Source organism: Cobetia sp. MMG027 (assembly GCF_027947415.1).
GTDB lineage: Bacteria > Pseudomonadota > Gammaproteobacteria > Pseudomonadales > Halomonadaceae > Cobetia > Cobetia marina.
In genome coordinates this window covers 223,195-249,828 of the sequence record NZ_JAQJIO010000002.1, presented here as the reverse complement: position 1 = coordinate 249,828, position 26,634 = coordinate 223,195, and the positions used below count along the sequence as shown (strand labels likewise).

The 26,634-nt window shown below is 64.7% G+C and carries 25 protein-coding genes; 12 read left to right on the top strand and 13 right to left on the bottom strand.

What is annotated here, in order from left to right:
* Window positions 1-322 precede the first annotated feature (322 nt).
* Together ppsR and ppnP are read left to right on the top strand one after the other, a co-directional pair.
* Window positions 323-1,156 (top strand): posphoenolpyruvate synthetase regulatory kinase/phosphorylase PpsR, encoded by an 834-nt coding sequence (gene ppsR, locus PJK54_RS03125; protein ID WP_077374789.1) that lies wholly within the window; start codon window positions 323-325, stop codon window positions 1,154-1,156.
* A gap of 76 nt (window positions 1,157-1,232) precedes the next feature.
* Window positions 1,233-1,520, top strand: coding sequence for a pyrimidine/purine nucleoside phosphorylase (ppnP, locus tag PJK54_RS03120; protein ID WP_136938717.1), 288 nt, complete (start codon window positions 1,233-1,235; stop codon window positions 1,518-1,520).
* A gap of 156 nt (window positions 1,521-1,676) precedes the next feature.
* Here ppnP and PJK54_RS03115 read toward each other — a convergent pair whose 3' ends face one another.
* From PJK54_RS03115 to PJK54_RS03085, 7 genes are all read right to left on the bottom strand, one after another.
* On the bottom strand, window positions 1,677-3,062 hold the full coding sequence (locus PJK54_RS03115; protein ID WP_271302225.1) for an MATE family efflux transporter: 1,386 nt from the start codon (window positions 3,060-3,062) through the stop codon (window positions 1,677-1,679).
* A gap of 167 nt (window positions 3,063-3,229) precedes the next feature.
* On the bottom strand, window positions 3,230-3,643 hold the full coding sequence (locus PJK54_RS03110) for a rhodanese-like domain-containing protein (protein ID WP_077375616.1): 414 nt from the start codon (window positions 3,641-3,643) through the stop codon (window positions 3,230-3,232).
* A gap of 63 nt (window positions 3,644-3,706) precedes the next feature.
* Window positions 3,707-4,621: a 3-hydroxyisobutyrate dehydrogenase gene (gene mmsB / locus PJK54_RS03105; protein WP_084208097.1), complete on the bottom strand. Its 915-nt coding sequence runs from the start codon at window positions 4,619-4,621 to the stop codon at window positions 3,707-3,709.
* Window positions 4,622-4,706: 85 nt separating this feature from the next.
* Window positions 4,707-5,891 (bottom strand): enoyl-CoA hydratase/isomerase family protein, encoded by a 1,185-nt coding sequence (locus PJK54_RS03100; RefSeq protein WP_271302224.1) that lies wholly within the window; start codon window positions 5,889-5,891, stop codon window positions 4,707-4,709.
* A complete protein-coding gene (locus PJK54_RS03095) occupies window positions 5,888-6,706 on the bottom strand; it encodes an enoyl-CoA hydratase (protein ID WP_077374805.1) in 819 nt (272 codons plus the stop codon). The genes PJK54_RS03100 and PJK54_RS03095 overlap by 4 nt, the downstream gene beginning before the upstream one ends.
* A 53-nt stretch (window positions 6,707-6,759) precedes the next feature.
* Complete coding sequence (locus PJK54_RS03090) at window positions 6,760-7,926, bottom strand: acyl-CoA dehydrogenase family protein (RefSeq protein WP_271302223.1); 1,167 nt, start codon at window positions 7,924-7,926, stop codon at window positions 6,760-6,762.
* Window positions 7,927-8,042: 116 nt separating this feature from the next.
* Window positions 8,043-9,623 carry a CoA-acylating methylmalonate-semialdehyde dehydrogenase gene (locus PJK54_RS03085; protein ID WP_271302222.1) on the bottom strand — a complete coding sequence of 527 codons (1,581 nt, stop codon included), beginning with the start codon at window positions 9,621-9,623 and terminating at the stop codon, window positions 8,043-8,045.
* A 355-nt stretch (window positions 9,624-9,978) separates the two neighbouring features.
* Here PJK54_RS03085 and PJK54_RS03080 point away from each other — a divergent pair, with 355 nt between their 5' ends.
* From PJK54_RS03080 to PJK54_RS03070, 3 genes are all read left to right on the top strand, one after another.
* A complete protein-coding gene (locus PJK54_RS03080) occupies window positions 9,979-10,416 on the top strand; it encodes a MerR family transcriptional regulator (RefSeq protein WP_077375619.1) in 438 nt (145 codons plus the stop codon).
* Between the two features lie 181 nt (window positions 10,417-10,597).
* Complete coding sequence (locus tag PJK54_RS03075; protein WP_271302221.1) at window positions 10,598-12,307, top strand: AMP-binding protein; 1,710 nt, start codon at window positions 10,598-10,600, stop codon at window positions 12,305-12,307.
* Between the two features lie 34 nt (window positions 12,308-12,341).
* Complete coding sequence (locus tag PJK54_RS03070; protein ID WP_271302220.1) at window positions 12,342-13,316, top strand: SAM-dependent methyltransferase; 975 nt, start codon at window positions 12,342-12,344, stop codon at window positions 13,314-13,316.
* 482 nt (window positions 13,317-13,798) lie between these two features.
* On the opposite strand, the gene PJK54_RS03065 is transcribed toward PJK54_RS03070, so the two are convergent.
* The 3 genes from PJK54_RS03065 to PJK54_RS03055 are packed head-to-tail and all read right to left on the bottom strand — an operon-like array spanning window position 13,799 to window position 16,274.
* The gene (locus PJK54_RS03065; RefSeq protein ID WP_271302219.1) at window positions 13,799-14,764 is read right to left on the bottom strand and encodes a biotin-dependent carboxyltransferase family protein; all 966 of its coding nucleotides are present in this window, start codon (window positions 14,762-14,764) and stop codon (window positions 13,799-13,801) included.
* The gene (locus PJK54_RS03060; protein WP_136938725.1) at window positions 14,761-15,507 is read right to left on the bottom strand and encodes a 5-oxoprolinase subunit B family protein; all 747 of its coding nucleotides are present in this window, start codon (window positions 15,505-15,507) and stop codon (window positions 14,761-14,763) included. Before PJK54_RS03060 ends, PJK54_RS03065 begins: the two co-directional genes overlap by 4 nt.
* Complete coding sequence (locus PJK54_RS03055; protein WP_084208091.1) at window positions 15,507-16,274, bottom strand: 5-oxoprolinase subunit PxpA; 768 nt, start codon at window positions 16,272-16,274, stop codon at window positions 15,507-15,509. The genes PJK54_RS03060 and PJK54_RS03055 overlap by 1 nt, the downstream gene beginning before the upstream one ends.
* 290 nt (window positions 16,275-16,564) lie before the next feature.
* On the opposite strand from PJK54_RS03055, the gene PJK54_RS03050 reads away from it, so the two are divergent.
* The 7 genes from PJK54_RS03050 (at window position 16,565) to PJK54_RS03020 (ending at window position 23,463) form a co-directional block, all read left to right on the top strand.
* Window positions 16,565-17,005: a VOC family protein gene (locus tag PJK54_RS03050; RefSeq protein ID WP_077374827.1), complete on the top strand. Its 441-nt coding sequence runs from the start codon at window positions 16,565-16,567 to the stop codon at window positions 17,003-17,005.
* A gap of 109 nt (window positions 17,006-17,114) precedes the next feature.
* Window positions 17,115-18,026, top strand: a complete 912-nt coding sequence (locus tag PJK54_RS03045) for a LysR family transcriptional regulator (RefSeq protein ID WP_176503108.1) — start codon at window positions 17,115-17,117, stop codon at window positions 18,024-18,026.
* 224 nt (window positions 18,027-18,250) lie between these two features.
* A complete protein-coding gene (locus PJK54_RS03040; protein ID WP_271302218.1) occupies window positions 18,251-19,270 on the top strand; it encodes a TRAP transporter substrate-binding protein in 1,020 nt (339 codons plus the stop codon).
* A gap of 186 nt (window positions 19,271-19,456) precedes the next feature.
* Complete coding sequence (locus PJK54_RS03035; RefSeq protein WP_077374836.1) at window positions 19,457-20,014, top strand: TRAP transporter small permease; 558 nt, start codon at window positions 19,457-19,459, stop codon at window positions 20,012-20,014.
* Between the two features lies 1 nt (window position 20,015).
* Window positions 20,016-21,320, top strand: a complete 1,305-nt coding sequence (locus tag PJK54_RS03030; protein ID WP_271302217.1) for a TRAP transporter large permease — start codon at window positions 20,016-20,018, stop codon at window positions 21,318-21,320.
* 197 nt (window positions 21,321-21,517) lie between these two features.
* The gene (locus PJK54_RS03025; protein WP_170877390.1) at window positions 21,518-22,609 is read left to right on the top strand and encodes a FecCD family ABC transporter permease; all 1,092 of its coding nucleotides are present in this window, start codon (window positions 21,518-21,520) and stop codon (window positions 22,607-22,609) included.
* A complete protein-coding gene (locus PJK54_RS03020) occupies window positions 22,606-23,463 on the top strand; it encodes an ABC transporter ATP-binding protein (RefSeq protein ID WP_271302216.1) in 858 nt (285 codons plus the stop codon). Before PJK54_RS03025 ends, PJK54_RS03020 begins: the two co-directional genes overlap by 4 nt.
* Before the next feature lie 196 nt (window positions 23,464-23,659).
* Here PJK54_RS03020 and PJK54_RS03015 read toward each other — a convergent pair whose 3' ends face one another.
* From PJK54_RS03015 to PJK54_RS03005, 3 genes are all read right to left on the bottom strand, one after another.
* Entirely contained in the window at window positions 23,660-23,824 is a 165-nt protein-coding gene (locus PJK54_RS03015) for a hypothetical protein (RefSeq protein ID WP_167592973.1), read from the bottom strand.
* Between the two features lie 181 nt (window positions 23,825-24,005).
* Entirely contained in the window at window positions 24,006-25,583 is a 1,578-nt protein-coding gene (locus PJK54_RS03010) for a glycine betaine ABC transporter substrate-binding protein (RefSeq protein WP_271302215.1), read from the bottom strand.
* Window positions 25,580-26,320, bottom strand: a complete 741-nt coding sequence (locus PJK54_RS03005; RefSeq protein WP_077374845.1) for an ATP-binding cassette domain-containing protein — start codon at window positions 26,318-26,320, stop codon at window positions 25,580-25,582. Before PJK54_RS03005 ends, PJK54_RS03010 begins: the two co-directional genes overlap by 4 nt.
* Window positions 26,321-26,634: the final 314 nt, after the last annotated feature.

Sequence of the window (26,634 nt, the reverse complement as noted above, 5' to 3'; positions counted from 1 at the left end):
TGACGCCACCCTAACAAGCTCTCTCTAGTATTAGCCATTGGTCTAACCGGCTAGTCAGTGGAGGAGGACTACAACCCTGAGACTGTTTCAGGCGTTCTGTCGCCATCGTCGCCGAACATGTCGACAAGCCTGAAACGGCCGCTACAGGAATGTAGTCATGGGCCGCTTTGCCGGGGAACGGGAACACGAGATTTCCCATATCGCACCACTGGCCATCCGCCGGATATTGCAAGCACGACAGTGAACGCCGACACTTGAGACTTCACGAGACGACACCCTGCGCCGGGTTGTGTCTTCGATTCGTTCTTCACGAGTGCCCGTCATGACCCGAACCGCCTTCTTCATTTCCGATGGAACCGGTATCACCGCCGAGACACTGGGACGCAGTCTGCTGGCCCAGTTCGAAAACACCGACATCCGCATGGTGACCAAGCCCTACATCGACTCCTCCGAGAAGGCCACGGCGCTGGTCAAGGCCATCGAGAGCGCCCACGCCACGGACGGTGAGCGCCCCATCATCATCGACACCATCGTCGATCAGGACATCCGTGACATCATCTCGGAATCCTCCGGTTTCAAGGTCGACATCTTCTCCACCTTCCTCAAGCCACTGGAAGAGGAGCTGGATACCCACTCGTCCTACAGCGTCGGCAAGACCCACTCCATCGGTCAGGATGATGTCTACATGAACCGCATCGATTCGGTGCATTTTGCCCTCGACAACGATGATGGAGCGCGCACCCACCAGTACGACAAGGCCGACGTCATCCTCATCGGCGTCTCACGCTGCGGCAAGACCCCGACCTCGCTGTATCTGGCCTTGCAGTTCGGCATCCGCGCGGCCAACTACCCGCTGACCGAGGATGATCTCGACGAATCCGGCACCCTCAAGATGCCGGCGTCACTGGCGCAATATCGCCACAAGCTGTTCGGACTGACCATCGACCCGCGCCGCCTGGCTGCCATCCGAACCGAGCGTCGCCCCAACAGTCGCTACTGCTCGATCGACCAGTGTCTGCAGGAAGTCGAGCAGACCGAGGCGCTGTTCCGCCGCTCCAAGGTGCCCTACATCGATACCACGCGCTTCTCGATCGAAGAGATCTCGACGCGCATGATCGCCGAGACCGGCCTGGCACGCCGCTTCTCACCACGCTGATACCCGTCGCTACGTTACGCCCCCAACAACACACATCGACCACAACAACCCCCCTACTCACGCAGGAAGTCTCCCCATGTTCCACACCAACCACTACTTCGACGGCCAGGTGGCCTCCATCGCCTTCCAGAGCGCAGATCTGCCTGCCACGGTCGGCGTGATGGCCATCGGCGAATTCGTGTTTTCCACCAGCCAGCGCGAATACATGACGCTGATCAGCGGCGACATGCAGGTACTGCTGCCGGGCGCCGAAGAGTGGTATCAACTGGCAGACGGGGAAAGCTTCATCGTCGAAGCCAACCAGAGCTTCGAGGTGCGCACCACGGTCGAGTCCGCCTATCTGTGCAAGTACGAAGACGCCTAAGGCACTGGGAATAAGCCGCCTAAGGCACTTGAAAACAGCCGCCTGAGGCACTGGGCAACAGCCGCCCAAGGCACTGAAAGCCAGACATGAAGAAGCCGCCGAGCCCTCAAGCACGGCGGCTTCTTTCGTCACGACGACTGCCTCTCGATACCAGGCTCAGGCGCGTCGCCTGAGCACGGAGCGCAGCGCCAGATAACTGATACCGCCCATCAGCAGATAGCTTGTCGCCACCCCGGCAAAGATACCGACCACACCGTGAAGCGTCCCCCCCAGCCAGGCCAGTGGCACCAGCAGAGCGAACAGTCGCACCAGCGAGAGTGTCATCGCCCGGCGTGGCTCGTGCAGCGCATTGAGGCTGGAATTGGCGAGGATGATCACGCCCTGGGCGCCGAGTGCGGCGGGAATCAGCCACAGGTAGGTGACCACCAGCTGCGCGACTTCCGGGCTTTCAGCGAAGCGCGCCGCGATCCACTCACCGCCAAGCCCCAGCCCCAGCCAAACCGCCAGCTGCCAGACGAGAATGAAGCCGAGTATGCCGTGGATGGCTCGCCATACCCGCCGGTGCTGCCCGGCACCATCGTTCTGGCTGATGAAGGGTGACAGCGTCATCGAGAGTGCCAGCACCAGAATCAGTGCCAGTGACTCGATGCGTGAACCGATGCCATAGGCCGCGACGGCGGCATGACCATGCTGACTGACGATCCGCGTGACCAGCGCCGTGGCGATCGGCGTCATCACGCTGGTCATGGCCGCAGGCAGGCCGATGGCCCCCACTTCTCGCCATGAGGTGATCAGACGTGTCAGCGACAGCTGATGCAGATCCAGCCGCGCGCGCAGCAATGGCAATGCCAGCAAGCCCAGCGTCATCGCCAGCCACGACAGCACCGTGGCCAACGCCGCCCCCGCCACGCCCATGCCCTGCCAATCTCCGATGCCGAAGATCAGCAGCGGGTCGAGCAGCGCATTGAGACCCCCTGCCGCCGCCATCACCAGCGAGGGCACCAGGGTATTGCCCTCGGCGCGCAGCACGCTGCCCAGCACGCGTGGCAGCAACACGAAGGGCGCCCCGAAGTACCACACCTGCATGTAGTCCTGGATGTGCGGCATCAGGGTGTCATCGGCCCCCAGCAGCCCGAACAGCGGCCCGATGCTGACAAGCCCCGCCACGATCATCATGACGCCCAGCAGCAGCCCCAGCAGACTGGCATCCGTGGCCCGCGCCTTGACCGTCTCGAACTCGCCACGCCCGAGCCTGCGTCCCACCACGGCGGTGGTGCCGATGGACAGACCGATGGCGATGCTGATGACGGCAAAGGTCACCGGAAAGGTGAAGGTGACCGCCGCCAGCTCCGCGGTGCCCAGCTGGGCGATGAACCAGGCATCCACCAGGTTGAACAGCATCATGGTGACGATGCCGCCGATCACCGGCCCCGTCATGCGGGCAAGCGTCGAGGCGATCGGATCACGCAGCAGATCACGCCGACCACGCGGGGACGGGTTTCTGGCAGAGGAAGAGGACGTGGGGTTGGCAGGCTCAGGCATGCAGGCTCCGGACAGTAAACGGCCCCGTCAGGCGAGCTGCCTGCGGGGCCATCGGGGGCTATCGATCGTACGATCTGTCGTGCAATCCGTCGTGCAGGACGGGCACAGTGTAAGACATCCGCGCGGCGAGAGCAGTTCCCTTGCGGCTCAGGGGGCTGCAAGCCGGACTAGTTGCCCTGCATGAAGGGCGAGATGACTTCGCCTCCCGACTCACGCCAGGCCGCGAAGCCACCCCCGAGATGGGCGACCGGCCCGAATCCCATGTCCTTGAGCGACTTGGTGGCCAGCGCCGAGCGCAGTCCGCCGGCGCAGAACAGCACATAACGTCCCTCACGGGCGAAATCGGCACGGTGATAGGGCGAAGCCGGGTCGACCCAGAACTCCAGCATGCCGCGTGGCGCATGGATGGCCCCGGGAATGCGGCCTTCCCGCTCCAGCTCACGCACATCTCGGATATCCACCAGGATCAGGGGTGTACCGCCTGCGCGAGACTCCTCCAGCGCCTGACGCAGCGCCTCAGGCGACAGGGTGTCGATCTCCTTCTCGGCCGCTGCCACCAGCTCACTGACCGGTCGAATCATGGGGTCCTCCTTGCAGATGATATCGTCCTGATGATGCATGCCACTCACCGCCTGCGTGACACCTCACACATCCGCCTCGCCGCAACGATAGAAACGCTGGATGCTCGAGAAATCGAGACGTCCCGCACCCTGGGCGGCATGCTGGGCGAACAGGTTACGCGCCTGGGAGCCCATTGGCACTGCCGATTTCGAGCCCAGCGCCATTTCCCAGGCAAGGCCAAGATCCTTGGCCATCAGATCCACCAGGAAGCCGCCCTGATAGTCGTTGGACGCAGGTGCCGCCTCCATCACCCCGGGCCAGGGGTTATAGACGTTGAGCGCCCAGTTGCCGCCGGAGGACTGCTTCATCACCTCCGAGAGCACGGCCGGGTCCAGTCCGTTCTTGACCCCCAGCGCCAGCGCCTCGGCAGTGCCGCTCATCAGGATGCCCAGCAGCATGTTGTTGCAGATCTTGGCGACCTGACCGCTGCCGGCCGGGCCTGCATGGAACAGATTCTTGCCCATCACTTCCAGCAGCGGCACGGCACGCGCGTAGCCGTCGGCCTCACCACCGACGATGAAGCTCAGGGTGCCGGCACGTGCGCCACCGACCCCGCCCGACACCGGGGCGTCCATGAAGGTGATGCCACGCTCGGCGGCATGGCGAGCGACCAGCCGGGCATCATCCGGCGCGATGGTCGAGGCGTCGATCACCAGTACCGAAGCGTCGAGTGTCGCCAAGAGGCCACCCTCGCCGTCTTCCTTGTCACCCAGATAGAGCTTTCGCACGTGCTGCCCCGCCGGCAGCATGCTGATGACGACGTCAACGCCCTCTGTCGCCTGGCGTGGCGACTCGGCGCGTGAGGCACCCGCCTCGACCAGCTGGCTCATGGCCGACTCGACCAGATCGAAGACCTTCACCTCATGGCCGGCCTTGACCAGATTGAGGGCCATGGGGCCGCCCATGTTGCCGAGCCCGATGAAACCGATGGATGTCATGGCAATGCTTCCTCGTGAACAGGTTCTTGTTGTCATTGGCGTCCGGCGGCATGTCCGCACCTGCCGCCCGTGCTGAAAAGCGCGCTTATAGATCCATCAGCGGATGCTCGTCCTCTTCCCACAGCGGCGCGAAGAAGCCGTCGATGTATTCCTCGGAGACCTGTGCGATCGAGACATAGGCCCACTGCGGCTGTCTGTCCTTGTCGATCAGCAGGGCGCGTACTCCTTCGGCAAGCTCGGTGCCCATGCAGCAGCGCACCGACAGGGTCAGCTCGTCGCGGAAGGCTTCCGCCAGCGAGGAGTGGCGATGGCGTGCCAGCATGCGAAATACCAGATGCGGGGAACTGGGGCAGCCGGCTTCCAGACGTTCGCGATTGGCGTTCAGCCATGCATTGCAGTCACTGCGCGCCTGGGGATCATCGAGGATCCGCTGACAGGCCTTCAGCACTTCGCGCCCGGCGACCAGCTGCTGAAGATGATCAAAGAGCGGCATGACCTGTCCCGGCGGCGCCAGCTCACGGCGCTCGAACTCGCTCAGCACCTGGCTCAGATGACGCGACGGATGACGCCCGAATTCCCCCTCGCACAGCGCCTGCTTGAGCGCCTCGCGCTGCGCGTCGGGAATCAGACGTGTGGCAAGCCCGAGATCCAGCGCATCGCGGGCATTCAGCTGCGCGCCGGTCACTCCCAGATACTCGCCGATGCCACGCGGCAGGCGATTGAGCAGCCAGCTGGCCCCGACATCCGGGTACAGGCCGATGCTGACCTCCGGCATCGCCAGCCGTGAGCTTTCGGTGACCACGCGCTCGCAACCGCCGGCGAACAGCCCCATGCCGCCGCCCATCACGATGCCGCCGCCCCACACCAGTAGCGGCTTGGGGAAGGTATGCAGCCGGTGATCGAGCCGGTATTCCGCGGTGAAGTAGCGGGTGGCGAAGAAATCCTCCAGCGCTTCAAGAGGGTCTGCGCCTTCGCTTGCCGGTGCGGTGGTCATCGCCTGATAGAGCGCCACGATATCGCCACCGGCACACAACGCACGCTCGCCGGCGCCTTCCAGCCACACCATGGCGATGCTGCTGTCCAGCTCCCAGGCATCCAGCTGGGCCTCGATGCGCTCGATCATGGCCAGCGACAGCGCATTCAGCGAGCGCGGCGCATTCAGGCGCATGATACCCAGCTGCTTGCCGTCGCGGGCGCGACGCGTCTCGAACACCACGGGCGCCTCGACATCGGTCGCGGCCTTGGCAGTGACACCTTCTATCTGGCTCATGAGCGCCCTCCTCCCTTCACCTCTTTCTGATGCGAGACCCACTGCGGTGCACGCTTCTCCAGGAAGGCACTCACGCCCTCCTTCTGGTTGGGGTCATCGAACAGCTCGACGAACAGCTCGCGTTCCATGCGCAGGCCATCGCTCATGCCGCGATGGCGGGATGACATGATCAACGCCTTGCAGCGCGCCACCGCACTCGGGCTCTGGTTGGCGACGCTCTCGGCCATCGCCAGCGCGCGCTCGAGGCTCTGGCCGGTCTCGACCACCTCTTCCGCCAGCCCGATGCGACCGGCGGTCTCGGCATCCACCTGCTCACCACACAGGATCATGCGCTTGGCCCAGCCTTCGCCGACCAGCCACGGCAGATGCTGGGTGCCGCCCGCGCACGGCAGCAGACCGACCTTGGCCTCCGGCAGCGCCAGTTTCGCCTGACGCTCGACGATACGGATATCGCAGGCCAGCGCGCATTCAAGCCCGCCGCCCATCGCGTAGCCGTTGACGGCGGCAATCGTCACGCCGGGGAAGTTGGCCAGCCGCTCGAAGGCCAGCCCGAAGCGGCGCGCCATGGTGGCGGCCACGCCCTTGTCACCGTCGGCGAAGGTCTTGAGATCGGCGCCGGCGGAGAAGAACCTGTCGCCCTCACCGGTAATCACCACCGCACTGACGCTGCCATCGCCCTCCAGCTCATCGAGCAACTGCTCCAGCTCGATCAAGGACGCCTCCGTCCAGGTGTTGGCCGGCGGGTTATTGATGGTGACACGGGCGATATGACGATCCTTCTCGAGAACGAGGCATGGCCCTTGATTGGATGACATCACGTAACTCCCTGAAAGATGGTAACCACTGACGAATTGAAGTGGAGGCGCCGTTACGCCAGCGACTCGATCATCCCCGGCGTCAGTAGACGGCGCGCGATGATCAGACGCATGATCTCGTTGGTGCCTTCCAGAATCTGGTGCACACGGGTGTCACGCACCAGCCGCTCCAACGGATACTCGCGGATATAACCGTAGCCGCCATGCAGCTGGAGTGCCTGATTGCAGACCTCGAAGCCCATGTCGGTGGCAAAGCGCTTGGCCATCGCACAGTGGGCGCTGGCCTCGCCGTCGCCCTCATCGAGCTTGAAGGCCGCCAGTCGCACCAGGGTGCGCGCCGCGGTCAGTTCGGTGGCCATGTCGGCCAGCTTGAACTGCAGGGCCTGGAACTGCGCCAGCTCGCGCCCGAACTGCTTGCGCTCGCCGAGATAATCCCGCGACAGCTCCAGCGCCTTCTGGGCCGCGCCCAGCGAGCAGGTGGCGATGTTGATGCGTCCGCCATCCAGCGCCTTCATCGCGAAACGGAAGCCCTCGCCCTCCTCGCCCAGACGATTGGCCGCCGGGACCCGCACGCGATCGAAGCTCACCAGCCGGGTCGGCTGGCTGTTCCAGCCCATCTTGTCTTCCTTCTTGCCGTAGCTGATGCCGTCGGCATCCGCTGGCACCACGAAGGCCGAGATACCCGCCGCGCCGCTGTCCGGCTCGCCGGTGCGCGCCATCACCACCAGCACGTCCGTCGCCCCGGCACCGGAGATGAACATCTTGGAGCCACTCAGGTAGTAATCATCGCCGTCACACTCGGCGCGGGTGCGCAGACTGGCGGCATCACTGCCGCTGCCCGGCTCGGTCAGGCAGTAGGAGCCAAGCTTGTCGCCCGCCACCATCGCTGGCACCCACTGCTCGCGGCACTCGTCACTGGCGAAGCTCGCGATCATCCAGCCGACCATGTTGTGGATGGTGATGTAGGCGGTGGTCGAGATGCAGCCGGTGGCCAGCTGCTCGAGAATGATGGAGCTGTCCAGACGCGGCAGGCCAAGACCGCCATGCTCCTCGGGGACATAGAGCCCCATGAAGCCCGCCTCACCCGCCTTCTTCAGCGTCTCGATGGGGAAATGGGCCGTGGCGTCCCACTCGGCGGCATGCGGGGCAAGCTCGGCATCCGCGAAGGCACGCGCGCCCTCCTGCAGGGCACGCTGGTCATCGGTCAGCGAAAAGTTCATGCAGCTGCCTCCTGTTGTCCTTGTTCTTTATCTCCAGGCCCGCCGAGTCCTCGGCGAGCCTGTGAAGAGCCCTCAGCGCATCTGAAGAGCCATCAGCGGTCTTGTGAAGAGAGCCCTCAGCGCATCTGAATAGAGAAGTTGGGCTGATTGCCCTCGGCCGGCGCATCATCGAACCAGCGCGCCGTCACCGTCTTGGTCTCGGTATAGAAGCGCACCGCCTGCTTGCCATAGGCATGCAGATCGCCGAAGAAGCTGCCGCGCCAACCGGTGAAGGAGAAGAACGGCAGCGGCACCGGAATCGGCACGTTGATGCCGACCTGACCGACCGCGATCTCATTCTGGAAGCGGCGCGCCGCCCCGCCGGAACGCGTGAAGATGGAAGTGCCGTTGCCGTAGGGGTTGTTGTTGATCAGCTCGATGGCCTCGGACAGATCCGCCGCCTCCATGCAGCACAGCACCGGCCCGAAGATCTCCTCGCGATAGAGCACCATCTCCGGCGTCACCTTGGAAAACAGGCACGGCCCCAGCCAGTTGCCGTCGGGATAGCCCGCCACCGAGATGCCGCGACCGTCCAGCAGCAGCTCGGCCCCTTCCTCGACGCCCTGCCCGATCCAGCCCGTCACGCGCTCCAGTGCCTGCGGCGAGATCAGAGGTCCGTAGCTGGCGCCCTTGTCATTCCAGGCACCGGGGCGCACCTCGGCCAGCGCATCACGCACCCGCGCGATCAAGGCCTTCGAATCACCGACGAAGACCGCCACCGAGATCGCCATGCAGCGCTGACCCGCCGCACCGACACTGGCCCCGACCAGCGCATTCACCACCTGGTCCGCCGGAGCATCCGGCATGATCACCATGTGGTTCTTGGCACCCGCGAAGCACTGGGCGCGCTTGAGGTTGTCAGTGGCGGTACGATAGATGTGCTGCCCCACCGGTACCGAACCGACGAAGCTCACGGTGCGCGGTGTCTCGTGGGCCAGCAGGTGATTGACCTGATCGCGCCCGCCCTGCACCACGGTCAGGATGCCCTCGGGCGCTCCCGCTTCCATGAACAGCTCCGCCAGACGCAGCGTGGTCAGCGGTACCTGCTCGGAAGGCTTGAGCACGAAGGCATTGCCGCAGGCGATGGACAGCGGGAACATCCAAAGCGGTATCATGGCGGGGAAATTGAACGGCGTGATCCCCAGGCAGACGCCCAGCGACTGGGTCACGGAGTAGCTGTCGATGCCGGTGGCGACGTTCTCCACCGTCTCGCCCATCAGCAGACTCGGAATGTTGGCGGCATGCTCGACCACCTCGATGCCGCGCCAGACATCGCCCTTGGCGTCCTCGAAGGTCTTGCCCAGCTCATGGGAGATGATCTCGGCCAGCTCGTCATGGTGCTGCTTGAGCAGATGCTGATAGCTGAGCATCAGACGGGCACGGGTCGGCACCGGGGTGTTGCGCCAGCGCTGGAAGGCCTTCTCGGCATGCACCAGCGCCTCGTCCAGTTCGCTGAGCGGCGTCAGTGGAACACGCGCCACTTCAGCGTTGGTGGCCGGGTTGGTCACGCTCAGGTGCTGATCGGCGGCGCTTGCGACAAACTGGCCATTGATCAGCTGTGGCAATACCAGTGGTGCGCTGTCACCGGCGACGACGGCGCGCAGTCGTGACAGCAACTCAAGCGAGCCGTTTGCGGACGTGAGGGTAGTCGAAGACATGACGTGGCATTCCTGTGTCTGTTGTTATTGGGTGAAGGACGGCGTGTCAGCAGAGCCGGAGACGTCAGCCATAGCCATCTTGCCGAAAGCGGCAAGCCGACATTGCGATCTGACTCAACCTAGCATCTGCTTGGTTGGCTGCAAATACTATTACCCTTTACGTTAACGTAAACAATGCTAGTCTGTAGAAAATTCACGGCCAGACGCCGCTGGCATCCGCTGCGCAGAGGGGCATGCCATCTCCTCGGCGCACACAGCATTCGGAGCGGCAGTGCCCATGACGGATACGATGATTACCTCAACGCCTGACACCCAGAACCCGACAGCCTCCGAGAGTCCGGACGATGGCGTCGGCATGGAAGGCCTGCTGAGTGCCACCAGCACCAGCGACGCCATTCGCCCGACCCAACGCACCTGGAGCATCGGCGAGCTGGCACGTCATTTCGACGTGACCACACGCACCATCCGCTTCTATGAGCAGGAAGGCCTGCTGCATCCCCAGCGACGCGGCCAGACGCGCATCTATCACGACAAGGACCGCGTGCGCCTCAAGCTGACGCTGCGCGGCAAGCGGCTGGGATTCTCGCTGGCCGAGATTCGCGAGGTGGTGGATCTCTACGATGCCGCGGATGGCGGCGGCGAGAAGCAGCTCACGAGGCTGCTCGACATCCTGGCCGAGAAACGTGAAGGACTGGAGCGCCAGCTGCGCGACCTCACCGCCATGCAGCGCGAGCTGGACGATGTCGAGACGCGGGCGCGGGAAGCGCTGGCCCGCCTGACGACACACGGATGATGCGCGACACCCGTCACCCTCTTCCAACACCTTTGAGAGCATCACGACAGCAAGACCGATAACGACAACAAGCACCATGACATTCACGCCGCCGTCCCCTGGCGGCGTGACCGCCCGCCGGGCGGCTCCCCCTGAACACGCCTTGCCACACCAATAACAACCAGGGACACAGGACAACGCCATGTCACAGGACGCCATTGCCACACGCCAGTCTCTCAGCTATCTGAGCACCCTCTCCGAGACTCCCCTGATGGGGGAAACCATCGGTGACTGTCTCGATCGCATCACCGCGCGCTGGCCCGAGCGCGACGCCTTGATCAGCCGTCATCAGGGGCTGCGCTACACCTGGGCCGAGCTGCATGCAGAGGTCGAGCGCGTGGCGCGCGGCCTGCTGGCGATGGGGATCGAGCGCGGCGACAGGGTCGGCATCTGGGCGCCCAATCGTGCCGAGTGGACGCTCATCCAATACGCCACCGCCAAGATCGGCGCGGTGCTGGTCAATCTCAACCCGAGCTATCGCGGCCATGAGCTGGCCTATGCGCTCAAGCAGTCCGGCGCGGCGACGCTGATCTTCCAGGCACGCTTCAAGGCCTCGGACTACGTCGCGATCCTCGAGGAGCTGTTCCCTGAGGCCAGGGAGGCCCGCGGCCGTGATGGCATTCACAATGGCGCGCTGCCGGACCTCAGGCGTCTGGTCTGCTTCGAGGCCGAGGATGCCCTGCCCGGAATGCTCCACTGGCAGGATGTGCTGGGCGGCGCCGGAGAGGTCAGTCTCGAGACACTCCACGAGCTGCAGGCCAGCCTGACCTTCGATGACCCGATCAACATCCAGTACACCTCCGGCACCACCGGGGCCCCCAAGGGGGCCACGCTCTCGCATCACAACATTCTCAACAACTGCTTCTTCGTCGCCGAGCGCATGAATCTCACGGAGCACGACAAGCTGGTGATGCCGGTGCCGCTCTATCACTGCTTCGGCATGGTGATGGGCAATCTGGGCTGTCTGACCCACGGGGCGACGATCATCTACCCCGAGGCGGGTTTCGATCCGCTGGCCACGCTGCAGGCGGTCAGCGAGGAAGGCGCCACCGCGATGTTCGGCGTACCGACGATGTTCATCGCCGAACTCGAGCACCCGCGCTTTGACGAGTTTGATCTCTCCAGCCTGCGCACCGGCACCATGGCGGGTTCCATCTGCCCCATCGAGGTGATGCGCCAGGTCATCGAGCGCATGCACATGCGCGAGGTCACCATCGCCTATGGCATGACCGAGACCAGCCCGGTGAGTCTGCAGACCACCCGCGAGGCACCGCTGGACAAGCGTGTCTCCACCGTCGGCACCCTGCATCCCCATCTGGAGATCAAGATCGTCGACCCCGAGACAGGCCAGGTGGTCCCGCGCGGCGAGAAGGGCGAGCTGTGCACACGCGGTTACAGCGTGATGCTCGGCTACTGGAACAACCCGGACGCCACCGCCAAGGCCATCGACAGTGGCCGCTGGATGCATACCGGTGATCTCGCCACCCTCGATGAGGACGGTTACGTGACCATCGTCGGGCGCATCAAGGACATGATCATCCGCGGTGGCGAGAACATCTATCCCCGCGAGATAGAGGACTTCCTCTACACCCATCCTGCCGTGTCGGACGTGCAGGTGATCGGCGTGCCCGATGAGCGCTATGGCGAGGAAGTGATGGCCTGGGTCAAGCTCAAGGAAGGCGAGCAGCTGGATGCCGAAGGCCTCAAGGCGTTCTGCCAGGGCAGAATCGCCCACTTCAAGGTGCCGCGCCATATCAAGTTCGTCGAGGAATTCCCGATGACCGTCACCGGCAAGATCCAGAAATTCAAGATGCGCGAAACCGCCACGGCGGAGCTGGGTCTCAAGGCATGAGCGGACACCTCGGAGGGCCACGGAGAACAAGCGCATGAGTCACGACACGCCGAGAGGCGACGACGCCTCCTCCGCTCGCCACCTGAGCACGGCCTGTGCCCAGGTGGCGCACTACGCGCCTCCTCGGCATCACGCGGCACTGGAGGAGGCACTCGAGGCATTGATCAAGGCGCATCCTGAGCCCGTCCTGCCGCCCTCGGCGCTGGCAGGGCTGGATCAGCTGCATCTGGGAGGCGCGGCCGGCAGCCGCGAGTTGCTGGCGATGGCGGCTCTCGAGACCCCCGAGGGCATGCCACTCGCGATTCTCGAGCCCGGTGCCGGGCTCGGCGGACTGGCACGCATGCTGGTCAGTCAGCATGCCAGCGCCGGGCATCACGTCACCACGCTGGATCTCTCGGAGAGCCTCTGCCAGCTGGCCGTCGCGCTCAACCGTGCCACCGGCCTGCGCGAACGTATCCGAGTGCTGGAGGGCGACGCCTGCTATCCCGAGCTGCACCCCGCCCTGACAGGGCGACATGTCGACCGCATCCTGAGCCAGCACCTGCTGGTCCATCTGAGCGACAAGACCGACGTGTTGCGTCAGTGGCATGACTGCCTCAACGATGACGGCTATCTGGTGCTGCATGAGCCGGTGCTCAGCGTCCAGGCACAAGCCTTCCATGAGCGTCCGCAGCTGCCGGTGCCCTGGGCACTGACGCCCCGCGCCGATCACCTGGCCAGCTGCGAGGAACTGCACGAGGCGATGGCCAACAGTGGTTTCGAGGTCGAGGCGCACGCCGAACTGACGCCTCAGGTGCTCGCCTGGCAGGCGCGGCGTCTGCGCACACCCTCCCCCGGCGCCTCCGGCCAGCCCCCACTCTCGCCCGCCCAGCGTGCCAGCCAGGCGCTAACACCGGAGCTGATCTTCGGGCCACATTTTCCGACGATGCAGCACAATCTGGCCGAGGCGCTGGAGGCCGGCTGGCTGGAAGTGCACCTGTGGCGACTGCGCAAGCGCCGCCATCCGTGACGGTGATGAGGCTGGAGGTTTCCCGCGTGAGGCCAGTCCGATACCGGCGTGAAAAAAATTAGAAAACACCGCTCGTAAATGACTGGCATCCACTGTCATCAACCGTTATTCTTGCCAGTACAGTCCCGTTCGGGGGATAAGCCGTTCGTTATCCGTCATCATGCAAGAGGGTCTTCCTCACCATGATGACCGCACTGGAGCATGTCTTTCATTTCCATGTGCCAGTGCACAGTTTCCCGATGCTCGCGCACCGTTTCTCCGGGAATCTGTTCATCAAGGCGCTGATCTGATCAATCCGCGCCGACTGCATCAAAGATTCCCTCACGGGAAAACCGAAAGGGCCTCCATCTGGAGGCCCTTTTTTTGTCTGCTCGCTTTGTCTGCTCGTGCTGTCAGCTCGATTCCTGCCGGTGCGAGCCATTGATCCGACACGCCGTCCGTCAGCTCATCGGCACGGCATGGCACACTGGATCAGCGGGCCCTCAGGCCTGCCAGGCGGCCAGTGTCGCGAGGTGATCCTGGCGCGCCTGGCCCGGCGTCACGGCCGCCAGCCGCACCCTGGTGCCCGGCACGCATTGGGCGAGCTGCGCGCAGGCCAGTGGCGTCAGCGCGCCAAGGCGCGGATAGCCGCCGATGGTCTGGCGATCATTGAGCAGGATGATCGGCTGGCCATCGGCGGGCACCTGTACCGCGCCCAGCGGAATGCCTTCGGAGACCATCCCGGCACCATCACGCTCCAGACGCGGGCCGGTCAGACGCACGCCCATGCGATCGGCACGCCCGTCCACTGCCCAGTCGCGGTTGAAGGCGCGAAAGAGGCTGTCGCCGCTGAATTCGGCAATCTGGGCGCCTACCACCAGCGCCAGTTCGAGCGCCTCGCCCTCCTCGGGGGTCAGCGACTGCTGCCATGCCTGTGCCGACGCCGGCAACTCGCGCAGCGACAGTTCATTGCCGGCCGCCGTGAGCACATCGCCGCTGGCCAGTGCATGGCCTTCGCCATCCAGCCCGCCCAGACCATCACGCACGGTACAGGCCGCACTGCCCAGCACCGGGGCGACATCCAGCCCACCCGGGAAGGCCAGATAGGCGCGCAGCCCGGCGACCGGACGCTCGAACTTGAGCACCTGCCCCGCCGTCACGGCGAAGGCCTGCCCGGGCAGCAACGCCTCACCATCCAGTGTCGCCGCCAGATCAGCGCCACACAGCGCCAGCGTGCCCGCCTGCCCGACCTTGAGGGTCAGGCCGCCGCCCATGGTGATCTCGAGTCCCGGCGCATCCGGGGCATTTCCCAGCAGCCAGTTGGCCCAGCCCAATGACACCCAGTCCGCCGCGCCGCCCTGGGTCACGCCCAGATGGCGGACACCCAGGCGTCCCGCATCCTGTACCAGTGCCAGGGCACCGCTGCGCTCGACGTAGAGTCTCACGCGCTTGTCGTTGTCGGCACTCATGCGCGCTCCTCCAGCGGGGTGACATCGCCGCCCAGACGAACGAATTCCTCTCGGCTCACGGAAACGAAACGCACGCGATCACCGGGCATGAAGCGACTGGACGGCTCACCGGCCTCGTTGCGACCGAACAGCGTGATGGGCGTGCGGCCCAGGATGTTCCAGCCACCGGGAGAGCGTGACGGGTAGATCGCGGCCTGACGGTCGGCGATACCGACGCTGCCGGGGGCGATCTTCTGGCGCGGCGTCTTGAGGCGCGGTGTGGTCAATGCCTCCTCCAGCACGCCCATGAAGGCGAAACCGGGGGCGAAGCCAAGCGCGAACACGCAGTAATCATGCGCGCCATGCCGTTCGATCAACGCCTCGACACTGATGCCGAGACGCGCGGCGATCGGCGCAAGCTCCGGACCGACACTGTCGTCGTACCAGACGGGCACCTCGTGCAGCTGGCCCTGCTGACCGCTCTGCGGAGCGAGGTTCTCGAGGGCCGCCTGGATACGGGCACGCACCTCGCCTTCTTCCAGTGCCGCCACGTCATAGTGCAGCAGCAAGGTGGTATAGGACGGCACCAGATCCACCAGCGCCGTGCCGAAGGCCTCACGCAAGGCCCCGTCAGCGGCCAGAATCCAGGCCATGTTGGATTCCTCGATGCGGTCGAACAGCCGGATGATCAGCGAGTCCATACCGACGGTCTCGAGGCGCAGTTGCGGTGACGAGCCACGTTCGTGGCTATTCCCCCCAGCCATCAGGCACCCGCCAGCGCATCGAAGGCGTCACGGATGGCACGCACCGCCGCCACGGACTCGGCGTTGTCACCGTGCACGCACAGGGTGTCGGCACTGAGCACCAGATCACCGCCGCTGCTGTCGGTGAGGGCTTCACCGCGCGCCAGCGTCACCGACTGGGCGATGATCACCTCGCTGTCGTGATGCACGGCGCCGGGCTCACGACGCGAGACCAGGTGACCGCGCGAGTCGTAGGCACGGTCGGCGAAGGCCTCGAACCACAGCGTGATGCCCATCTCGTCGGCCAGTGCCTGCATCGGTGCCGGATTGGCGGTCGCCATCACCATCAGCGGCAGGCTGGCGTCATAGCGCACCACGGCCTGCATGACGGCACGCAGTAGCGTCGGGTCAGCGGCCATGTCGTTGTAGAGCGCACCATGCGGCTTCACGTACTGGACGCGAGTGCCTTCGGCGCGACAGATACCGTCGAGCGCGCCGATCTGATAGAGCAGCATGTCCTCGACTTCCGCAGGCGAACAGGCCATGGAACGGCGCCCGAAACCCTGCAGATCCGGATAGGCGGGATGTGCGCCGATGCGCACGTCGTGCTTGACCGCGAGCCGCACGGTGCGGCGCATGATGGTGGGGTCAGAGGCGTGGAAGCCACAGGCGATGTTGGCGCAATCGACGTAGGGCATGACCTCGTCATCGAGGCCGATCTTCCAGTTGCCGAAGCTTTCGCCCATGTCGCAATTGAGCAGAGGGAGGGAGGGAGCGGAACGGGACATTGAGACACCTCGCAGGATGATCTTGTGTGTTGTTATCCCTCCACTCTAAGTAAGGCCATGCCTCGGTATCCAATCGTATTTTGTGATTCGTTATATCGATGAAATCTTTCATTACCAGAAGGTATGAAAGCCCAGTCAATCATCCGCTTGCCTGTCAGACCGCCACATGCTTCTGTCTGGGGCACCCCGGACAGCCACGAAAGGGCCGTCATCTCTCCGAATGCCGGCCTGACTCAGGCGACCGACGCGTCCTGTCTGGCGGAACCACCCACAACAACAGGAATTTCCACATGGCCGTCAGTGATCCGTTCCACCTCGCGATTCAAGTGCGTGACATCGCCGAAGCCCGGCGCTTCTATGGCGAATTCCTCGGCTGTCCGGAGGGACGCTCCTCGGACAGCTGGGTCGATTTCGACCTCTACGGCCACCAGTTCGTCTGCCACCTGAACCCGGCACTGGCCGACCCTGACAACCCGCTCGCCCAGCACCGCAATCCGGTCGATGGGCATGGCGTCCCGGTGCCGCACTTCGGGGTGGTACTCGAGATGGAGGCCTGGCAGGCACTGGCGGATCGTCTCACTGCCGAAGGCGTGACATTCGAGATCGCACCTCATGTGCGCTTCAAGGGCGAGCCCGGTGAACAGGCCACGATGTTCTTCCTCGACCCCACCGGCAACGCGCTGGAGTTCAAGGCCTTCAAGGACCGCGAGAGCCAGCTGTTTCGCAAGTGAAGGTCCCGCGCCCCGTCTCGTGCGGGGCATGCCCGGTGATGAAAGCTGACGCCCTGCACGGCATGCGGCAAGATGGTCGGTCTCAACGATTCATCACGGGGCATCTGTCATGTTCGATTTCAAGGAACTCGAGGCCTTTGTCTGGGTCGTGCGGCTCGGCTCGTTCCGCAAGGGCGCGACCAAGCTGCACCTCACCCAGCCCTCCATCTCGGACCGCATCAACCGTCTTGAGGCCGCCGTCGGCGAATCGCTGCTCGAGCGTGCCACCCGCCCCATCCAGCCCACCCTGCGCGGTCGGGAATTCTTCGCGCATGCCGAACGCCTGTTGAGCGGGCGCGAGGAAGCCATGCGCCTGTTTCAGGAGGAAGGCGCCTTTTCCGGCACGCTGCGTCTGGGCGTCATCGAGACCATCGCCAACAGCTGGTTCCCGGCCTTCATGCGCCAGCTGGCCGAGCGCTACCCCAAGCTGACGCTGGAAATGACCGTCGACATCTCGCCCTTTCTGCATCAGCGCCTGGCCGACAATGACCTCGACATGCTGTTCGCGATGGACAGCGCCGCCATGGGCCCCTACGCGACCCAGACACCGCTGTGCACCTTCGAGATGGGCATGTTCGCCTCGCCGACCCTCGCCGAGCAGCTGGCCCAGGACGGCGAATGCTTCGCCAGAACCCCCTTCATCTCCTTCAGCAAGCAGGCCCGTCCCTATACGGAGCTTGTCAGCTACCTCGCCGAACAGGGCATCACCCAGCCCAAGGTGCACTGCACCAGCACCCTGATGACCATTCTGCGCATGAGCAGCGAAGGACTGGGCATCGGTGTCCTGCCGGTCGCCACCGTCGAGGACGTGATCAATCACGGCGAACTGGTGCGTCTGCCACTCGAGACCCCGCTGCCGCCAATGGTCTATGAGGCCATCTGGCGCAATGCCAATTACCCCGACTTCTGCGCCAGTGTCGCGCGCCTGGGTCGCCAGTGTGCCGAGACCTACTCGCAGCAACACGCGCATGCCGATCCCTGATCAGGCCGCCTGCCATGCGCTGAGTCAGGGTTGATCGCGCCCCGCCCTGCATCAGATCAGCATCAGACCAAGGTCTAATAATATCGCCAAAGGCTTTCATGCGACGACACGATGAAAGATTTCATCGATACTGTAAATCAGAATTAACGATTGGACGGGATGGCCTGTCACTTGAAGAATGAAATCGTCTGCCGACAACATTCAATAATAATGAGGAACTAGACATGCGTAAGCCCAGCGACTCCCTCACCCGCAAATCTGCCACCTCCAGTACCCTCATCGGACTGGCAGCCGCCGGTGCCCTGGCCTTCAGTGGCTCGGCCCTCGCGGCACAGTGGAACCTCGCCACTCCGTATGGCGATGCCAGCTTCCACACCAAGAACACCAAGCAGTTCGCCGAGGAGGTCACCGCGGCCACCGATGGCGAGCTGAGCATCACCGTGCACAGCGGCGGTTCGCTGATCTCCCACGGCGAGATCAAGCCGTCCGTGCGTCGCGGCACCGTCCAGGCCGGCGAGATCTTCCTGTCGATCCTGTCCAACGAATCGCCGGTCTACGAGCTGGACACCCTGCCGGGCGTCGCCTCCAGCTACGAGGAAGCCTTCGCTCTGTGGCAGGCCTCCAAGCCGGACATCACCGCACTGTTCGCCAAGGAAGGCCTGATGCCGCTGTACGCGGTCGCCTGGCCGGCCCAGGGCATCTACACCGATTTCGACCTGACCGACGTCTCCCAGCTCAAGGGCCTGCGCATCCGCGCGCCCAACATCAACACCCAGCGCTTCGTCGAGAACGTCGGCGGCAAGCCCACCGAGACCGAAGAAGCCGACATCCCCACCGCCTTCAGCACCGGCCGTGTCGACGCGATGATCACCTCCAGCTCCACCGGCAAGTCCATGTCGGCCTGGGATTACGTCAAGCACTACAACGACGCCAAGCTGTGGTTGCCGAAGAACATCGTCTTCGTCAACAAGCGCGCCTTCGATCGCCTCGACGAGAGCACCCAGCAGGCCGTGCTGGACGCCGCCAAGGCCGCCGAGACCCGCGGCTGGGAAGCCAGCAAGGCCGATGCCGACGAGAGCGCCAAGGTGCTGACCGAGAATGGCTTCACCATCACCGAGCCGGACGAGAAGCTGTCCGAAGACCTCAAGGCCGCGGGTGACAAGCTGTTCCAGGACTGGAAATCACGCGCCGGCAATGAAGGCCAGCAGCTGCTCGAGCGTTATCGCGCCGATCTCGATGCCTGAGCCCCGCCTGCCAGCGCCGAGCGTTCGTCCCATCATCTGAACGCTCGGCACCTGGCCGGTATCGTCACCCCGCCACGCGATGATCACGTCGCTCCCCTGTCCGCCTCTGCCCGCTGGCAGACGCGACACGGGTCTCCCCGACACGGCATCGCGTGGCCACCCTCACCTTCCCTGTGAGTGCATGTCATGACCTACTTCCTCGACAGACTCTATCGCCTCGGCGCGTGGGGTGCGGCAGCTTGCATGCTGCTGATCTGCACCCTGGTCAGCCTGCAGGTCTTCCTGCGCCTGATCGACGCCATCCTGGTGATGTTCGGTGCCGAACGTCTCGGCTTCGAGATCTCCGGCGTCTCGGAAATGGCCGCCTTCCTGCTGGTCGGCGCCACCTTCCTGAGCCTCGCCTATACCTTCACGCACCACGCGCACATCCGCGTGACGCTGGTCATCAATCGCCTGCCGCCCGCCGTGCGTGTGTGGGTCGAGAGCCTGGCGCTGCTGATCGCACTGAGCCTGAGCGTATTGATCACCCATGAACTGGTACTGCTGGTCGGCGAGAGCCTCGAGTACCACGACATTTCCTCCGGCCTGCTGGCCCTGCCGCTGTGGATTCCGCAGAGCGTGCTGGTCGCCGGTACCGGCCTTCTGTGCCTGGCGATTCTCGAGACACTGATCGCCACGCTGCGCACCGCCTTCACCGCGCCTTCACGCTACGTGGCGCCCGAGCCCGAAGACGGAGCCGAATGACATGCTGACACTCATCCTCGTCACTCTGCTGGCCCTCGCCTTGCTGCTCGGCGGCGGCGTGTGGGTCGCCTTCTCACTGATCGGCACCGGCTGGATCGTGCTGACCTTCTTCTCCACCTTCGAGACCGGCCCGATCCTGGCCTCGGACTTCTGGGGTGCCAGCTACGGCTGGGACCTGACCGCCCTGCCCATGTTCGTGTGGATGGGCGAGATCCTGTTCCGCTCCGGACTCGCCGACAACATGTTCCGCGCGCTGGCACCGTGGCTCAATCGCCTGCCGGGCCGCCTGCTGCACTCCAACATCATCGGTAGCGGTCTGTTCGCCGCCGTGTGCGGCTCCTCCGCCGCCACCTGTGCCACCGTCGGCAAGATGACCCTGCCGGAGCTTGAGCGACGCGGCTACGACAGCAACCTGGCCATCGGTACCCTCGCCAGCGCCTCGACCCTCGGTCTGCTGATTCCGCCGTCAATCATGATGATCGTCTACGGCGTGGTCACCGAGCAGTCCATCTCGCGCCTGTTCATCGCCGGTGTCCTGCCGGGCATGCTGCTGCTGGCCCTGTTCATGGGCTATCTGGCGATCTGGTCGAAGGTCGTCGGCGAGCCGCAGGGTCGCGCCGGCCATGATGAGCCGCACATGAGCTTCATGGCCAAGCTGCGCAACAGCGCCCAGTTGATTCCGCTGCTGGCACTCATCGGCGGCATCCTCGGCAGCATCTACGGTGGCCTGGCGTCACCGACGGAAGCGGCGGCGGTCGGCGTGGTGCTGTCGCTGATCATCGCGCGACTCAATGGCCACATGAGCGCCGCCACCTTCAAGGAATCGCTGTTCGCGGCGCTGCGCACCTCATGCATGATCGCCTTCATCATCGCCGGTGCCTCCTTCCTGTCCTCCGCGATGAGCTTCACCCAGATTCCGATGCAGCTGGCCGAAGGCATCGCCACCCTGGGGCTGTCGCCGACCATGCTGCTGGTGGTGCTGACGCTGTTTCTGCTGATTCTGGGCTGCTTCCTGGATGGCATCTCGCTGATCCTGCTGGTGACCTCCATCATCATGCCGGTCATCGAAGCCGCCGGTTTCGACCTGATCTGGTTCGGTATCTACCTGATCATCGTGGTCGAGATGTCGCAGATCACCCCGCCGGTGGGCTTCAACCTGTTCGTGATCCAGAGCCTGACCGGCAAGGACATCATCACCATCACCAAGGCGACGCTGCCGTTCTTCCTGTTGATGATCTTCTCCATCGTGCTGATGCACCTCTTCCCGGAAATCGTGCTCTATCTGCCCCAGGCCATGAACGGCTGATCCGGCCCTCCACGTCCCCGACGCACTGTCACGGCAGACAGATCCCCTCCCGGGACGTCGTCCTCTTCCAGACCTCCCTTCGGGGAGGTCTTTTTCGTGGCTTCTCCTTCCCACGCCAAGTCGCTAGGCTTGTGACACGCAAGCGCTTCAGGCTGCCGCCCGTGCTTCACACTGACACGCCACCGCCGGACCTCACCGTGCCCGACTCCCTGACTTCTCCCGTCACCTCACCCATCGCCGACTGGCGCCGTCGAAAGCGCCATGGTGCCCTGTGGCTCTGGACCAGTGGCCTCGCGGTCCTGGCCGCCTGCCTGCTGGATATCAGCCAGGGCAGTGGCGAGCTGCCCCTGGCACGTCTGCTGCCCGCACTGTGGCAGAGCGAAGCGAACGATCCGCTCGCCCACGCCATCCTCTGGCAACTGCGCCTGCCCATCGCGCTGATGGCGGTGACCGTCGGCGCCTCCCTGGCCATGGCCGGTGCCCAGATGCAGACCCTGCTGCACAACCCGCTGGCCGACCCCTTCACGCTGGGAGTCTCGGCGGCGGCCAGCGTCGGTGCCGGGCTTGGCCTGATCCTGCATCTCGACCTCGTGCAACTGGTGCTGCCCTCATGGCAGAGCCTCGCAGGCGCGGGGCTTGGGGTCACGCTGAATGCCTTCCTCTTCGCGCTGGGGGCCTCGCTGGTGCTGTGGAGCGCACAGCGCCTGCCCGGCGTCGGCGTACAGACTCTGGTACTGCTGGGCATCGCGCTGATGTTCTTCTTCAATGCCCTGCTGGGCGTGCTGCAGTTCGTCGCCTCGCCCGAGGCATTGCAGCAGCTGATCTTCTGGTCGATGGGCAGCCTCGAGCGCAGCAGCTGGTCACGCCTGGCCGTGTTGAGCCTGGTGATCGCGCTGTGTGCGGTGGTCTTTCATCGTCGACGCAGCGAGCTGACCGCCCTGAGCCTGGGGGAAGCCCAGGCCCGTGCGCTGGGCGTGGACGTGCGCCGCCTGCGTCTGAGCGGCCTGATGTGCACGGCGCTTCTGACCGCCACCGCCGTCTCGTTCGTCGGCAGCATCGGCTTCATCGGCCTGGTCGCGCCCCACATCGCCCGCCTGCTGGTAGGTGAACAGCAACAGCGCCTGCTGCCCCTCTCGGCGCTGATCGGCGCCCTGCTGCTGTCGCTGACCTCGATCCTCAGCCGTTCGCTCATCCCCGGCGTGCTGCTACCACTGGGCATGATCACCGCGTTGATCGGTCTGCCCTTCTTCGTCAGCCTGACGCTCAAGCGCCGAGGACACGACGGATGAACCAGCGACATGACGCGCCCACCGCCGAATCCGACGCGCCAGCCCGCCTCGCGCAGTCTCGCGACGAAGGCGCTCTCGATGGCCAGGGGCTCGTGCTTCAGGATCTCAGCGTCCTGCGCGGGGGGCATCCGGTGCTGGACATGCCGGGCACGCTGCGCGCACACCGTGGCGAGCTGACCGCCCTGCTCGGCCCGAACGGTGCCGGAAAATCGACCCTGTTGCAGACGATCGCCGGGCTGCTGCCGGCCAGCGGTCAGCTGTGTCTCGACGGGGAGGCACTGGCGTCCCTCACGCCACGCGAGCGCGCGGCACGTATCGGCTACCTGCCGCAGCTCAGTGAAGGCGGCGCGATGCTTGAGGTCTTCGAGTCGCTGCTGCTGGCGAGACGCCTGGCCGGCCATCTGGACGAGCAGGCCAATCTGCACCACTGCGAGGCGCTGGTCAGCGCACTGGAGCTGGCCCCGCTGGCCTCCCGACGACTCGGGCAGCTTTCCGGCGGACAGCGCCAGCGTGTCGCCATCGCCCAGGCGCTGGTACGCGAGCCGGCGCTGCTGATGCTGGATGAACCCACCAGCGCCCTGGACCTGCACTTCCAGCTGGCGGTGCTCGACTGGCTTGGCCGCGATGCCCGCGACCGTCAGCGCATCGTGATCGTCGCGCTGCATGACCTGAGCCTGGCCGCGCGGCATGCCGCCCAGCTCTGGCTGCTGGATCGCGGGCGTCTGGCGGCCAGCGGCCCGCCGCGCGAGGTACTGAGCGTCGAGCGACTGCGCGAGGTCTACGCCATCGAGGCACGGGTCGACTGGCCAGAGGATGGCAGCCCGCCCGCCATCGTGGCCCTTCGCGCACTCTAGGCCTGCCAGCTCTTCCCGTTCTTCCAGCCCTGCCGACTCTTCCCGTCCCTTCTGGCGCTTTGCGTTCTGTCAGGCGCGTCGCGTTCGCAAGCGCTCTTGGTCAGCCGCCTTTTGCCTTCTGGCGAAGACAAAAAAACCGCCCCCGACGCATGCGTCGGGGGCGGTTTTTCACGGGGCCATCAGCCCTCACGCAGACTCAGGACAGGTGAGAGGCCTGAGAGCCGGTGTCGATCATGCCGTGCTGCTGGCCGCCACCATGACCGCCGCCGTGGCCGCCATGACCATGATCGAACAGACCACAACCGCCGAGTGCCAGGGTGGCCGCGACCAGCGCGATCGGGAACAGATTCTTGATACGCATGAGACGTCTCCAATTCAAGGTTCGCTACACAAGACTCCCGTCAGCGAGTCTTCACTATGGCGTTCACTCTACTCACATCGGTGGCCAACGATAATCCTGCGCAACGCCTTTCCTTGATTGCTGCACACCGTGTACAACAATCGCGACGGGCCTGTCTGGGTTTTTCCGGCCCCCGTCCAGGTCAACGCGCCTTGAGCCCGCGCATATGCGCCGGAATCACCATGCGCTCGAACAACTCGAACAACAGCTCCGCGCAGATGGCCAGCAGCGCCGCCGGAATCGCGCCGTACAGCACCAGATCATAGTCGTTGAGCGAAAGCCCCGTGACGATGGGTTCGCCCAGCCCGCCCGCGCCGATGAAGGCCGCCAGGGTCGCGGTACCGATGTTGATGATGGCGGCGGTCTTGATCCCTGTCAGCAGATTGGGCGTCGCCAGCGGCAGGATGACGTGACGCAGCTGCTCACGGCGCGTCAGCCCCATCCCGCGCGCCACCTTGACCAGCAGCGGGTCCACCGTCAGCAGTGCGGTGATGGCCGCGCGGATGATCGGCAGCAGGGAGTAGACGAACAGCGCGATCACCGCCGGCACCACCCCGATCCCGAACAGCGGAATCATCAACGCCAGCAGCGCGATGGAGGGGATGGTCTGCAGCAGGCCGGTGACGTAGAGCACGACCCGCGAGACCTTCGGATTGCGGTAGACCAGCAGTGACAGCGGCAGACCGACCAGACACGCCAGCAGCAGCGCGGACAGCGTCAACTGCAGATGCTCGATGAGATTGGTACCGAGCTTGTCCCACTTGGCGCCACTGACTTCGCGTTGCTCGGTGGTGATGCCCTGCTCCTGAATGAAGCGGCTGGCCACCTGGGCGAAGCTCTGCTCCTCGGTGGAGACCTCGGCATTCAGCGCCTGCATGCTGTCCTCATCGAGACTGCCCGCCAGCTGATCCAGCGCCGCGACAGCCTTCTCCGGCAAGGCGGCATTCACGAAGGGCACCGCCAGATACTCGGGGAAATAGCCCTGGTCGTCGTCGAGCAGCACGAAGTCGAAGCGCTGGATGTCACCCTCGGTGGAGTAGGCATCGGTGGCGTCGATCTTGCTCTCGCGCAGCGCCTGATAGGCGATGCCGTGTTCGATGCCACGGGGCACCTGCGGCAGCGCGTAGGCATCCGCCAGCCCCGGCCAGCCATCCGAGCGCTTGATGAACTCATGCGACATCGCGATCGAGAGCTCCGGGTGATCCGCCAGATCACCGATCGTCCTGATCCCCAGCGACTCGGCCTGCTCACGCCGCATGCTCACGGCATAGGTGTTGTTGAAGCCCAGTGGCTTGAGCACCCTGAGCCCCCGTTCACGACTCAGAGCATCGAGCTTGTCGAGCGGCGGCACGCTGTCCAGATTGAGGATGGCGTGCGCCAGGGTGCCGGTGTACTCGGGATAGACATCCAGCTCCCCCTCCGCCAGCCCCTGATAGGTGATGATGGTCTGCCCCAGCCCGAGGCGACGCTCGACAGTGAAGCCGGCATCCTCGAGTACCTGGGCGAAGATCTCGCCGAGCAGATGGCCTTCGCGATCCGCCTTGGAGCCCACCACGATGGGCTTGTCCTCGGGCCATGCCGCGGCTTCCTCTTCCGCGCCGGCAAGCGGGCTGCTCACCAGGGCCCCCAGACTCGCCAGCGCCAGGCCGGCGATCATCAGCGCGCCGGACAGCCCGCGGCGCGAACGTTGCAGGACGGGAGTCGTCATCAGCGTCTTCATGCGCGTGCCTCCAGCAGTCGGGCCACGCGCTCATCCGCTGGCGCCCTGGCGATCGTCTCGGGACTGGCAGCCTGCAGCACCACGCCGGGTGCCATCACCACCATGTGGTCGGACAGACTCAGTGCCTCATTCATGTCATGGGTCACCATCACCACGCTGCGCGGCTCTTCCTGCTGCATGCGCTGGAACTGGGCATGCACCTCGATGCGCGTGATCGGGTCCACCGCAGAGAAGGCCTCATCGAGCAGCAGCAACGGTGGCTCCAGCATCATCGCGCGACACAGGCCGACCCGCTGCGCCTGCCCGCCGGAAATCTCATGCGGATAACGCGTCAACAGCGCCAGATCCAGGTCCATCATCTGGAACAGCCGCGTGATGCGCGCCTTGACCCTGTCCGCCGTCCAACCTTCGCGGTCCGCCAGAATGGCGATGTTGTCGCGCACGCTGAGGTGCGGAAACAGGCCGATCTGCTGGACGGCGTAGCCGATGCGTCTGCGCATGGCGGGCAGATTGGCATAGTCCACCCCCTTGCCGAAGACCTGTACCTCGCCGCTGTCCGGACGTATCAGCCCGTTGATCAGCTGCAGCAAGGTGGACTTCCCGCAGCCACTGGCACCGACCAGCGCGGTAATACGATCACGCGGCAGTTCGAGGTCGATGCCTTCGAACAATCGCTGACCCGAAAAGCCCTTGTGCAGATCGCGAAAGCGAACCGCCGGGGCGCGAGCATCACTCATCGAGAAGATCCTTCTTGCAGGTGAGAGGTGGGCAACGATGACGGCGCCTGCCCGTCGGTCAGGCCTTTTGCCTGCCATTCAGATTAACAGTGACACGCAGGTCAGGCGACTCTGGTCACGGCGTGAGTGCCGGCGTGAGTGCCGGCGTGAGTGCCGGCGTGAGTGCCCGCGCGATCCCAAGAGCCAGCACACGTCAGCTGACACTGCCTGCGACCTTGGTCAAAGCGCATGATGATAACCTTTACGTTAACGTCAACTTTGCTCTAGAGTGATTCCAGAGCCACCTCAGGCGGGCTGTCACTGACGGATCTCCC